This window comes from Lentzea chajnantorensis, assembly GCF_054300775.1.
Genome location: NZ_JBSDZT010000002.1, coordinates 5,578,663 through 5,591,147, shown reverse-complemented (window position 1 = coordinate 5,591,147; position 12,485 = coordinate 5,578,663). Strand labels below are relative to the sequence as shown.

At 73.4% G+C, this 12,485-nt stretch carries 6 protein-coding genes and 2 pseudogenes; 5 read left to right on the top strand and 3 right to left on the bottom strand.

Annotated features, from left to right (window positions below; translation table 11 throughout):
* Positions 1-37: 37 nt before the first annotated feature.
* The 5 genes and pseudogenes from ACVDFE_RS27470 to ACVDFE_RS27450 all read left to right on the top strand — a co-directional run.
* A pseudogene (locus ACVDFE_RS27470) lies at positions 38-4,225 on the top strand (amino acid adenylation domain-containing protein); the annotation flags it as partial.
* 154 nt (positions 4,226-4,379) lie between these two features.
* Positions 4,380-4,778, top strand: coding sequence for a phosphopantetheine-binding protein (locus ACVDFE_RS27465; RefSeq protein WP_458434408.1), 399 nt, complete (start codon positions 4,380-4,382; stop codon positions 4,776-4,778).
* A complete protein-coding gene (locus ACVDFE_RS27460; protein ID WP_360383744.1) occupies positions 4,775-5,038 on the top strand; it encodes a phosphopantetheine-binding protein in 264 nt (87 codons plus the stop codon). Before ACVDFE_RS27465 ends, ACVDFE_RS27460 begins: the two co-directional genes overlap by 4 nt.
* Positions 5,035-5,976, top strand: coding sequence for an NAD(P)/FAD-dependent oxidoreductase (locus ACVDFE_RS27455; protein WP_458432391.1), 942 nt, complete (start codon positions 5,035-5,037; stop codon positions 5,974-5,976). The genes ACVDFE_RS27460 and ACVDFE_RS27455 overlap by 4 nt, the downstream gene beginning before the upstream one ends.
* Positions 5,936-6,379, top strand: a complete 444-nt coding sequence (locus tag ACVDFE_RS27450; protein ID WP_458434407.1) for a tryptophan 7-halogenase — start codon at positions 5,936-5,938, stop codon at positions 6,377-6,379. Before ACVDFE_RS27455 ends, ACVDFE_RS27450 begins: the two co-directional genes overlap by 41 nt.
* 130 nt (positions 6,380-6,509) lie before the next feature.
* On the opposite strand, the gene ACVDFE_RS27445 is transcribed toward ACVDFE_RS27450, so the two are convergent.
* The 3 genes and pseudogenes from ACVDFE_RS27445 to ACVDFE_RS27435 form a co-directional block, all read right to left on the bottom strand.
* Positions 6,510-6,704: an acyl carrier protein gene (locus ACVDFE_RS27445; RefSeq protein ID WP_458434406.1), complete on the bottom strand. Its 195-nt coding sequence runs from the start codon at positions 6,702-6,704 to the stop codon at positions 6,510-6,512.
* A 316-nt stretch (positions 6,705-7,020) separates the two neighbouring features.
* A pseudogene (locus ACVDFE_RS27440) lies at positions 7,021-11,346 on the bottom strand (type I polyketide synthase); the annotation flags it as partial.
* A gap of 83 nt (positions 11,347-11,429) precedes the next feature.
* Entirely contained in the window at positions 11,430-12,476 is a 1,047-nt protein-coding gene (locus tag ACVDFE_RS27435) for a ketoacyl-ACP synthase III family protein (RefSeq protein ID WP_458432390.1), read from the bottom strand.
* Positions 12,477-12,485: the final 9 nt, after the last annotated feature.

Below are 12,485 nucleotides of genomic sequence, written 5' to 3'. Positions count from 1 at the left end.
CGGCAACCGTCCCAACGCGCACACAGTGGAGAGACGAATGAACAGCGTGCCCCACGCATGGATCGCGCGGCGGGCGGCCGGCGAACCGGACGCGGTAGCGCTCGTCGAAGGCACCCGCCGGATCACCTACCGCGCGCTGGACCGGTCGGCCAACCAGCTCGCGAACCTGTTGCGCGCCAACGGTGTCCGGCCCGGTGACCTCGTCGCTGTGCGGCTGCCCCGAGGCGTGCGCCTCGTCGTCGCGCTGCTCGCGGTGTGGAAGGCGGGCGCGGCTTACACGCCGCTGGACCCCGCCCACCCGGCCGAGCGGAACGCGGCGGTGCTCGCGGCCGCGCAGCCCCGCCTGGTCGTCTCGGACGTGGCAGCGGACGTCGTGCTCGACCCCGACCTGACCGTGCTGCACGACCAGGACCCGGCCGCACCGGACGTGCCCCTCAGCGGCGACCACCCGGCGTACGTGCTCCACACCTCCGGTTCCACCGGCACCCCGAAGGGCGTGGTCGTCACGCTCGCCGGCATCGGCAACCAGCTGCGGTGGCTGACCCGCACCCACGGTCTCGCGGCCGGGGACCGGGTGCTGCAGAAGACCGCGCTCACGTTCGACGCGGCGGGCTGGGAGGTCTGGGCACCGCTGATCAGCGGAGCGACCGTCGTGCTGGCACCGCCTGGGGCGGAACGGGACCCCGCCGCCATCGTGCGCGCGGTCGCCGACCACGGGATCACGGTGCTGCAGGTGGTGCCCTCGATGCTGCGCGCGCTGGTCGAGGAGCCGGGGTGGGACCGTTGCACGACGTTGCGCGTCCTCTCCTCCGGCGGCGAGCAGCTTCACGCCGAGCTCGTGCAGCGGTTCCTGCGGGTGGCGGAGAACTGCCCCGTCACGGTCTGGAACACCTACGGGCCGACCGAGGCGGCCATCGACGTGACCGCGCACCGGTTCGACGACCTGCAGCGGTCCGGCCCGGTTCCGATCGGCACACCGATCGACGACATGCGCGTGGAGATCGCCGAGGACGGCGAGCTGCTCATCGGCGGACCAGGCGTCGCCCAGGGATACCTCGCCGACCCCGCGCTGACCGCGGAGCGGTTCGTCCCGGGTCCCGGCGGCACCCGGTGGTACCGCAGCGGCGACCGCGTCCGCCGGCGCGCGGACGGCACCCTGGAGCACCTCGGCCGACTCGACCACCAGGTCAAGGTCAACGGCGTGCGGATCGAGCCCGGCGAGGTCGAAGCCGTCCTCAACGCCCACCCCGACGTGCGCGAGGCCGTCGTCGCGCCCTACACCGCGGCCAGCGGTGCCACCCGGCTCGCCGCCTACGCGCGGCTGGGCTCAGCGGTCGACCTGGCCGCCTACCTCGCCGCCCGGCTGCCCGAGACCCACGTGCCCGCCGCGTTCGTCGAGCTCGACGACTTCCCGCGCACGTCCAGCGGCAAGGTCGACCGCACCGCCCTGCCCGCGCCCGGCACCGCCGTACCCGCCGTGAGCACCGAGGCCGAGGAGCTGGTCGCCGGGGTGTGGCGTGAGCTGCTGGGCGTCGAGCAGGTCGGCGCGCACGACGACTTCTTCCGGCTCGGCGGCTCCTCGCTGCAGCTGACCAGGCTCGGCAACAGGCTGCGCGCGGCCACCGGTGTGGACGTCCCGCTGGCCGCGCTGCTCACCTCCACCACCGTGGCCGCGCAGGCCCGGCTGATCGACCCGCGGCCGGCGTCCGCGGTACCGGTGCGCCCGGTGCCGCGCGACGGCGCGCTGCCGCTGTCGTTCGGCCAGCAGCGGTTGTGGCTGCTCGACCGGATCCACCCCGCCGCACGCGAGTGGGTCTCCGGGCTGTTCCTGCGCACCGACGCCGGTGAAACCGCCGTGCGCACCGCACTGGACGCCCTGATCGCACGGCACGAGTCGCTGCGCACCCGGTTCGTCGTCGAGGACGACGAACCACGCCAGGTCGTCGACCCGCCGCGGCCGGTGGAGCTGCGCGTGCTCGACGTCCCGGCCGACCGGATCGCGGCCGTCCTCGACGAGGACGCCCGGCGCGGCTTCGACCTCGCCACCGGCCCCGTCGTGCGAGCGCTGCTGTTCCCGGCGGCGGGACGGCTCGTCGTGCTGATGCACCACATCGTCTGCGACGGCTGGTCCTCCGCGGTGCTGGAACGGGAGTTCCACGAGGTCCTGGCCGGCCGCACACCGTCCACACCGGACGTCCAGTACGCGGACTACGCGGTGTGGCAACGGGACCGCCTCACCGAGGAGGTCCTCGCCCGCGAGCTGGCGCACTGGGGCGAGGAGCTGGCGGGTGCCACGCCGCTGGCGTTGCGCACCGACCACCCGCGGCCCGCCGCGCGCGACGCCCGTGGCGCGGTCGTCGGCTTCACCGTCCCGGCCGCGGTCTCGCGGCAGCTGGAGGAGCTCGGCAGGCGCAGCGACGCGACCCCGTTCATGGTGCTGCTCACCGCCTACGCCACGCTGCTCGCCCGCTACACCGCCCAGTGGGACGTGGTCGTCGGCAGCCCCGTCGCCGGCCGCGACCGCCCCGAGATCGAGAACGTCGTCGGGTTCTTCCTCAACAGCATCGTGCTGCGCTGCCGCCTGGACGGCGACCTGACCTTCGAACAGGCCCTCGACTCCGTGCGCAACACGTGCAAGCAGGCGTTCGCGCACCAGGAGCTGCCGTTCGAACGGCTCGTCGCCGCACTCGCCCCGGAACGGGACCTGTCCCGCACGCCGCTCTACCAGGTGGCGTTCGACTTCCACGGCGACGAGCTGACCGGCGCCCCTTCCGACGACGCCGAGCTGGCCACCCTGCTCGAAGCCTCCCAGGTCGCCAAGACCGACCTCACGCTCTACCTGCGCAAGCAGTCCGACGGCTCGATGACGGGGATGCTGGAGTACGCGACCTCGTTGTTCGACCGGTCGACCGTCGAGCGGATGGCACGGCACTTCGGGCAGCTGCTGGCGTCCGTCACGGGCGAGACGCTGCTCGGCACCGCGGACCTGCTGCCCGCGGACGAACGCCGCGACGTGCTGTCGTGGAGCGGCAACCCGGTCGAGCCGGTCACGTCGTCGGTCCTCGACGGGTTCGAGCGGCAGGCCGCGGCGACCCCCGACGCGACCGCGCTGGTCGTGGCCGGCGCGACCGTCACGTTCCGCGAGCTCGACGCGCACGCCAACCGCCTGGCCCGGCGGCTGAGGGACGCGGGCGTCGGACCGGAGTCGGTCGTCGGCGTGCTGCTGGACCGCGGCGCGGACCTGCCGGCGGCGTTCCTGGCGGTGTGGAAGGCGGGCGGTGCGTACGTGCCGCTCGACCCGGACTTCCCGGCCGACCGCGTCCGGTACGTGCTGGCCGACGCCGGCGCCGACGTCCTGATCACCCACCGCGACGGCTTCGACGGCCTGCGGCCCGACGTCCACGACGGCGACGCGAGCCCGTTGCCGCGTTCGACGGACCTGGACGCGCTGGCTTACGTCATCTACACCTCCGGCTCGACCGGGCGGCCCAAGGGCGTGCAGGTGCCGCACCGCGGCCTCGCGAACCACGTCCGCTGGGCGGTCGGCGAGCTCGCCGCAACCGGTGGCGCGCCGGTGTTCTCGTCGGTCGCGTTCGACCTGGTCGTGCCCAACGTGTGGGCGCCGCTGCTGGCCGGGCACCCGACGCACCTGCTGCCCCAGGACCTCGACCTCACCGAACTCGGCGCGCGGCTGCTGGCCGCGGCACCGTTCGGGTTCCTCAAGCTCACACCCGGCCACCTCGACGTGCTCACCCAGCAGCTGGAGCCCGCGCAGCGCGCAGGGCTCGCCGACGTGGTCGTCGTGGCGGGCGAGGCGCTCCCGCCCCGGCTCGCCGCGCAGTGGGACGGCCTGGTCGACCTGGTCAACGAGTACGGCCCCACCGAGACCTCGGTCGGCACGTGCACCCACCCGGTGCGCTCGCCGCTCGGCGACTCGGTGCCGATCGGGACACCGCTGCCCGGCGTCACGATGCACGTGCTCGACACCCGGTTGGAGCCGGTGCCGGTCGGCGTGGTGGGGGAGCTGTTCGTCGGCGGCGCCGGCGTGGCCCGCGGCTACGCGAACCGGCCGGACCTCACCGCGGAGCGCTTCCTGCCCGATCCCTTCGGTCCGCCAGGAGCGCGGTTCTACCGCACCGGCGACCTCGTGCGGCTGCTGCCCGGCGGCGCCGTCGACTTCGTCGGCCGGCGCGACCAGCAGGTGAAGATCCGCGGCTACCGGGTGGAGCTGGGCGAGGTCACCGCGGTGCTCACCGAGCACCCCGGCGTGCGCGACGCGGTCGTGGTCGCCGGGGACGGCGTGCTGACCGCGTACTACGTGCCGGTGGCCGGTGACGTGGAGCTTCGGCGGGTGGTGCGCCGGGAAGCTGCCCGCCTACATGGTGCCCGCCACGTTCACCGCGCTCCCGGCGTTCCCCCTGAACGCCAACGGAAAGCTCGACCGCGCCGCACTGCCCGCGCCCGGCCCCGCCGCCGAGACCCTGGTCGCACCGCGCGGTGTCGTCGAGGAACGGGTTGCCGAGGTGTTCACCGCGCTGCTCGGCGTCCCGGTCGGCGCGCACAGCCACTTCTTCTCGATCGGCGGCAACTCGATCCTCGCGATCCGGCTGATCGCGACGATCCAGTCCGAGTTCGAGGTGACCGTGCCGATGCGCGCGGTCTTCGAAGGCGGCACGGTCGCCGACCTCGCCGCCGTGGTCGAGGAGCAGGTGCGGGCCGAGATCGACCGGATGTCCGACGAAGAACTGGCCCTGCTCGACGAGAGTGAGAACCGATGACCGAGGAAGAATACGTCTCCGCACTGCTCGCCTTCGTGCGACGGGAGTTCCTGTCGGACTCCGACGACGTGGAGCTGACGGCGGCCACGCCGCTGATCGAGTCGGGCGTCCTCGACTCGCTGCGCATCGCCGTGCTGATGGCGTTCATCCGCGACGAGTTCGCCGTGCAGGTGCCGCTGACCAAGATCGACGCGCGGCACTTCGCGGACATCAGCACCATCGCCGCGATGCTGCACGAGGAGCAGGGGGTGCGCGCATGAGCACCGACTACGACGTCGCGATCATCGGCGGCGGCCCGGCCGGCTCGACGATGGCGTCCTACCTGGCCAGGGCCGGCCTGAACGTGGTCGTGTTCGAGGGCGAGACCTTCCCGCGCGAACACGTCGGCGAGTCCCTGGTCCCCGCCACCACACCGGTGCTGGCCGAGATCGGCGCGCTGGAGAAGGTCGACGAGGCCGGGTTCCCGAAGAAGTACGGGGCGTCCTGGACGTCCGCGGAGTCGCGCGACATCCCGAAGATGGGCTACAGCGGCCTGAGCCACGGCTGGACCGCGGACATCCAGTTCGTGGAGCGCAACCAGCCCGGTGTGGACCGCGACTACACCTTCCACGTCGACCGCGGCCGCTTCGACGCGATCCTGCTCAAGCACGCCCAGGAGCAGGGCGCCACGGTCTTCAACGGCGTCCGCGTGCGCGACGTCGACTTCTCCTCTCCGTCGGAGGTGCGCCTGACCTGCCGCGTCGGCCCGCGCGACGTCCCGTTCACCGCGCGCATGGTGGTCGACGCCTCCGGCCGCTCGACGCTGCTGGGCAAGCAGCTCAAGGTGAAGGTCAGCGACCCGGTGTTCGACCAGTACGCGGTGCACACCTGGTTCGAGGGCCTCGACCGCGGTGCGCTGGCGGGGGACGCGTCGCAGGTGGACCACATCTTCGTGCACTTCCTGCCCATCAAGGACACCTGGGTGTGGCAGATCCCGATCACCGACACCATCACGTCCATCGGGGTGGTGACCCAGAAGAAGCGCTTCCGCGAGAGCCTCCGGCGACCGCGAGGAGTTCTTCTGGGACTTCGTGGGAAGCCGCCCCGAGCTGGCCGACGCGCTGAAGAACTCGCAGCGGCTGCGCCCGTTCAAGGTCGAGGGCGACTACAGCTACGCGATGGAGAAGATCTGCGGCGACCGGTTCGTGCTGATCGGTGACGCGGCCCGGTTCGTCGACCCGATCTTCTCCAGCGGTGTGAGCGTGGCGCTCAACAGCGCGCGGATCGCGGCCCAGGACATCATCGCCGCGCACGCCGCCGGCTCGTACGAGAAGGAGCGCTTCGGCACCTATGAGTCGAAGCTGCGGCGGGCGGTGAAGTACTGGTACGAGTTCATCTCCATCTACTACCGGCTCAACGTGCTGTTCACCGCGTTCGTGCAGGACCACCGGTACCGCGTGGACGTGCTCAAGATGTTGCAGGGCGACGTGTACGACGGCGAGGAACCCAAGGCGCTCAAGGCGATGAAGGAGGTGGTCGCCGCCGTCGAGGCGAACCCCGACCACCTCTGGCACCCGTACCTGGGCACGCTCAAGGCACCCACCTCGGCACCCAGCTTCTGACGGTTCGACCCCAGCGGGCCGGCTCCTCCGGGAGCCGGCCCGCTGTCGTGTGCGCCGATGGCTTTCGGCGCGCCGAAAGGGGGTGTCCGGACTGTGCTCCGGACACCCCCTTGCTGTTCCGTCCTACGGGCTAGCCGGCTCCGAGGTGCTCTGCCAGGTGGTCGGCGATCGCGGTGACACTGGGCTGGTGCCACAGCAGCGTGGACGGCAGCTTGTGGCCGAACCGCTTCTCCAGCCGCTTGCGCACGACGATCGTCATCACCGAGTCGAGCCCCTGCTCCACCAACGACCTGCGCACGTCGAGCGAGGCCGCCGGCAGCCGCATCTCGCCGGCGATCTGCGCCCCGATCACCTCGATGAGCCGGGCCTGGAGCTGGTCGGACCCGAGCCCCTGGAAGTCGTCCGGCGCGGTGTCCTCGGCGGCGACGGCCTCGACGGTGGCGAAGCTCGCTGAGCAGCGGAGGCCGGTCGGCGTCGGCCGCGGCGACCACCCGCAGGACCGGGTAGTGGCCGGGGCCCCGCGCCGCCGCGTGGTCCCACGCGCGGAACGCCTCGGCGGCGGAGATGTCGCCCACGCCGCGTGCGGCGAGCTGGCGGTCGACGGAGGCGTTGACCGCCATGCCCTGGCCGCGCCACGACGTCCAGCCCAGGCTGGTGACGTCGGGTCGGTGGGCGGCCAGCGCGTCGAGGAACGCGTTGGCCGCACCGTACGTCGCCTGGCCGGGGAGGCCGAGCAGCTGGCCGCACGACGAGAACAGGACGAAGAAGTCGAGGCTCCCCACCGGGAACGCCTGGTGCAGGTTCCACGCACCGGTGACCTTCGGGGCCAGCACCGCCCGCATCGAGGCGAGGTCGACGTCGGCGGCCATGCGGTTGTCCAGCACACCCGCGGCGTGCACGATCCCGCTGATCGGCGGCAGGTCCAGCTCCCGCAACGACGTCACGGCCGCGGGATCGGTGATGTCCAGTGCGACGCAGTGGACGGTCACGCCGGCGCTCTCGAGCCCGCGGATCGCCTCGACCTGGCGCTGGTCGGGGTGCGCTGCCCAGTCCCGGCGCGCGGGGAACGGGGTGCGGCCCACGAGCACGAGCCGCCGCGCGCCGCGCTCGGCCAGCCACCGGGCGACCTCCAGACCCAGCACGCCCAGACCGCCGGTGACCAGGTACGTGCCGTCCGGGCGGCACGTCAGCGGGGTGTGGGAGGGTTCCCGGGTGGTCGGCAGCAGCGTGGCCGTCTCGACCCCAGACCGCAGCGAGATGACGTCCGCTGCCGGCGCCGAGCCGATCACCTCGTGCAGCCGCGCGGTGGAGCCGTCGGCGGGCAGGTCGACGACGCCGCCCCACAGCTCCTCGTACTCGCTCGCGAGCACCCGGCCCAGCCCCCACAGCACGGACTGCGCGAGTGCCTGCGGTGTCGCGCTTTCCCGCACCCCGGTCGTGACGCACCACAACCGCGGCGGGCTGTCCATCGTGGACAGCCGGTGGGCCTCCTCCAGCAGCTTCCAGGCGATGGCGGCCGGCTCCCCGTCGCTCGGGGCGAAGAACAGCTCGTCCGTGACGCCGGGCACCACCTCGCGGGAGGGGCCGAGCTCCAGGGGTCGCCAGCCGATCTCGTGCACCAGGTCCGCCGGGGCGGCCTGCTCGGTCATGCCGCCGTACCGCAGACCGGTCAGCTGCGCCCGCACGGTCCCACCGCTGTCGGCGACGAGGACGTCGACGGTGTCGGCCGACGTGACGGACACCTGGACGTCCACCGCGGCCGTCGGCGTGCCGGAGACCTGGACGGAACCGATCCCGGCGACCATCCGCAGCTCGGCGGGACCGGGGAACGCGGCGGGGGCGATGGACAGCGCGGCGTCGAGCACCGCCGGCCACGAGCCGTCGGCCAGCACGCGTGCGCGCAGGACGGTGTCGGTGCGCAGCAGCTCCTCGACGGTCCACTCGAACGCCATGTCCGGGACGCCCACCGAACGCAGGTGGGCGCGGACGTGGCCGGGCGGCAGCGGTGCGGAGCCCCTGGGCAGCTTCGGCAGCCGGGCCGGGAGGCCGGCGACCGGGCCGAGTGCGGCGGTGCAGTGGGTGAGCCAGCTGTCCGAGGCCTTCGCGGCGATCCGCAGGCCGTTGCCGTCGCGCACGACCTGGATCTCACCGCCGCGCACCGGCAGCCGCAGGTCGACGTCGCGGACCGCTGTCACGCCCGCTGCCAGGAAGAAGGTGTTGACCAGCACCGCGGCCGGGACGATCTCGGTGCCGTGGATGGTGTGGCTGCCGGGGTACGGGCGGTTGGCGTCGTCGAGCGCGGTGCACCACAGCGTCAGGTCCGGGCGGCCCGCCACCGGCACGGGGGCACCGAGCAGGGCGTGGTCGGCCGGGTCGTGCTGCTGCGGTGCGCCGCTGACCGAGGACTCGTGCCAGTGCGGCGTGTGCTGCCAGGCGCGCACGGGCAGGTCGGCGAGGTCACCGGCGGGGTGCAGGCGGTCCCAGTCGACGTCGACACCGGCGCAGAACGCGGCACCGACCGCCGTGAGCACCGAGACCTGCTCGGGCTTGTTGCGCCGCAACGTGATCCCGACGAACGCCTCCTCGTCGCCGAGCGTCTCGGTCAGCGAGTGCGCGACGACCGGGTGGGCCGAGACCTCGACGAACCGCCGGTAGCCGTCCTCGATCGCGGCACGGGTCGCGTCCAGCAGGCGCACCGGGTTGCGCAGGTTCGCGGCCCAGTAGTCGCCGTGCAGCAGCCCGGTCGACCGCGGGTCGGGCAGAGCGGTGGAGTACATGGGGATCTGCGGTTCGCGCGGCTCCAGGTCGCTCGCGGCCGCGGCGAGGCCGGCGGTGAGCGCGTCCATCTGCGGGCTGTGGAACGCCACGTCGGAGGCGACCCGCCGGACCTGGACGTCGTCCCACTCGGCGATGAGGGCGTCGATCGCGGCGGGCGAGCCGGAGACCACGGACGAGGACGGCGAGGCGGAGATGCCGGCGACGACGTCCGTGCGGCCACCGAGGCGCTCACCCGCCTCCTCGAACGACAGCGACGTCATCGCCATCGCACCCTGCCCGGCGACGCGGCGCAGCAGCGCGGAACGGCGGCAGCTCAGCCGGGCACCGTCCTGCGGGGTCAGCGCGCCGCAGGCGACCGCGGCCGCGATCTCGCCGACCGAGTGACCGATCACCGCGTCCGGTGTGACGCCGTACGACCGCCACACCGCGGACAGGCCCACCTGGACCACGAAGATCATCGTCTGGATGCGGTCGATCGTGTCGAAGTCGCCGTCGCGCAGCACCTGGGTGGGGGAGAAGCCGATCTCCTCCAGGAAGACCGGTTCCAGCTCGGCGACGGCCGCGGCGAACTCCGGTGAGCTGTCGAGCAGTTCCCTGCCCATGCCCGGCCACTGCGCGCCGTGCCCGGAGAACACCCACACCAGCCCGGTGCCGGGGTTCGACGGGACCGGGTTCGGCAGTCGTTCACCGGCCGCGACCTCGCGCAGGCCCTCGGCCAGCTCCTCGGCGGTCTGGGCGACCACGGTGGCGCGGTGCGGGAGGTGTGACCGGCGGTGGGCGAGCGTGTGGCCGGCCGCGGTGAGGTCGCCGTGCCCGGCGAGCCGGTCGGCGAAGGCACGCAGGGCGTCCTGGGAGGCGGCGGACACGGGGAACAGCCGGGGCGCGTCGTCCGGTGCGGCCACCGCCGCACGCACGGGTGCCTCCTCCAGCACGACGTGCCCGATGGTGCCGCCGTACCCGAACCCGGAGACCCCGGCGCGGCGCACCCGGTCCCCGCGCCGCCACGGCGTGCGGGTGGTGTTGACCAGCAGTCCGGACGTGGCCCAGTCGATCGCCGGGTTGGGGGTGGCGCAGTTGAGGCTCGGCGGCAGCTCGCCGTGGTGCAGGGCGAGCGAGGCCTTGATGAGGCTCGCGATCCCGGCGCCCGCCTCCAGGTGCCCGATGTTGGGCTTGACCGACCCGATCCGCACCGGCTCGGTCCGCCCGGCCCCGTAGACGGCCGCCAGCGCGCCGGCCTCCAGCGGGTCGCCGAGCCGGGTGCCGGTGCCGTGCGCCTCGACGTAGTCCACGGAGGACGGTTCGACGCCCGCGCGGGAGCAGGCCTCCCGCAGCAGCGCCTCCTGCGCGGAACCGGACGGCGCCATGATGCCGTTGGTGCGCCCGTCCTGGTGCACGGCCGACCCGCGGATCACCGACAGGACCCGGTCGCCGTCGCGCAGCGCGTCGTCGAGCAGCTTGAGCACGAGGACGCCGCCGCCCTCGCCGCGCCCGTAACCGTTGGCGTCGGCGGAGAACGGCTTGCACCGGCCGTCGGGCGAGGTCGCCCCGGCGGCGTCGAGGGTGAGCGTCAGCCCCGGCCCGATGATCAGGTTCACACCGCCGACCAGCGCGATGCCGCACTCCCCGTCGGCCAGCGCCCTGCTCGCCAGGTGCGTCGCGACCAGCGACGCCGAGCACGCGGTGTCGACGGCGAGGCTCGGCCCGTGCAGGTCGAGCGCGTAGGAGATGCGGTTGGCCGCCGCGCACAGCGCGCTGCCGATGCCGGTCCACGCCTCGATCGAGGGCAGGTCCTCCAGCATCCGGCGGCCGTAGTCGTCGGACCCGATGCCGACGAACACGCCGGTGTCACCGCCCGCGAGCGACCGCGGCGGGATGCCGGCGTGCTCCAGCGCCTCCCACGCCACCTCCAGCAGCAGCCGCTGCTGCGGGTCCATCAGCTCGGCCTCGCGCGGGGTGAGCCCGAAGAAGCCGGAGTCGAACCCGGAGACGTCGTCCAGGAAGCCGCCGGGAACGGCGGCGCGGCGCAGCTCCGCGGGGAACGAGCCGTCGTAGGCGCGCCACCGGCCCTCCGGCAGGTCGCCGACACCGTCCCGGCCGGAGACCAGCATGTCCCAGAACGCGGCCGGGCCATCGGCGCCGCCCGCGAACCTGCAGCCGACGCCGATCACGGCCACCGGTGGTGTGCTCATGACTTTCCTCGCATTCTCGATCCCGACGGCGGAGGGCGTGACCGCGGGACCGAGCCGCCGGTCACGGCCCACCGGTGGTGTGCTCACGGTTGTTCCGGCGAGTCCAGCCAGGGGGCGGGGTGGTCGATGCCGACCACCGCGGCGGACAGCGTCACGCCGGGACCGACCCCGAGCATCAGCAGGTGGTCGCCCGGTCCGAGCTCGCCCGCGGACAGCAGGTGGTCGAGCGACACGACCTGGTCGCTCGCGCCGAGGTGGCCGACCGTGCGGCCGAACTCCCAGGTGGAGCGGGACATGCCGAGCCCGAGCGCGGCCATGCACCGCTGCTCGACGATCTCCCGCGAGTAGTTCATGTACGCCACGCGCGTGACGTCGCCGAGACCGATGCCGGCCTCGTCGAGCACGCGCTCCACGACGGACAGCGTCTGCTGGTGGATGCGGATCAGCGCGCCGGTGCCCTCCCCGGAGGAGACCATCCGGCTCTTGTACGCGGCGTTGCGCGCCACGAAGTCGAGCGGTGCGCCGACCGTCGGTCCCGGCGGGAACAGCGGCTCGTCGCCCCGGTGCATCTGCTCCGCCTCGGGCACGGCCACCGAGGCGACCGCGAGGAGCCGGGCGAAACCCGGTTCCCGTGACAGGATCACGGCCGACGCCGCGTCACCGGCGACGTAGCCGGGGCCCATCCGCCACCGGTCCATCATCGGGGTGCCGAAGTTGTCCGACGCCACCAGCAAGGCGTTCCCGCGGCCGGCCAGCACGTGCGCCGCACCCAGCTCCAGCGCGCCGAACATCCCGTTGCACCCCATGCGCACCTCGACCGCGAGCACGTCACCGCCGAGCAGGTGCCGTTGCAGGTGGTACTGCGGCTGCCAGCCGTCCGGGCCCTGGTGCCACGAGTCGGCGTACAGCAGCACACCGACGTCGTGCGGGTCGTGGCCGGTGCGCTTGAACGCGTCCTGCGCCGCGAGCAGGGCCATCTCCGGCGCGGGCACCTCACCCGCGACGGCGGCGCCGGCGAGCTGGTGCAGCTCCACCTCCTCCGCGGGGTAGAGCCCCTGCGCGACGGCCGACTCGATGCCGACCACCGGCGGCAGGTGAACGCCGATTCCCTTGATGTACACGTCGCGCACGGGGTGTCC

Excerpts from the sequence above, each read along its gene's own strand:
- ACVDFE_RS27450 (WP_458434407.1), top strand. The coding sequence starts at position 5,936 with ATGGAGAAGATCTGCGGCGACCGGTTCGTGCTGATCGGTGACGCGGCC.
- ACVDFE_RS27460 (WP_360383744.1), top strand. The coding sequence starts at position 4,775 with ATGACCGAGGAAGAATACGTCTCCGCACTGCTCGCCTTCGTGCGACGG.
- ACVDFE_RS27465 (WP_458434408.1), top strand. The coding sequence starts at position 4,380 with ATGGTGCCCGCCACGTTCACCGCGCTCCCGGCGTTCCCCCTGAACGCC.
- ACVDFE_RS27455 (WP_458432391.1), top strand. The coding sequence starts at position 5,035 with ATGAGCACCGACTACGACGTCGCGATCATCGGCGGCGGCCCGGCCGGC.
- ACVDFE_RS27445 (WP_458434406.1), bottom strand. The coding sequence starts at position 6,704 with ATGCGGCTGCCGGCGGCCTCGCTCGACGTGCGCAGGTCGTTGGTGGAG.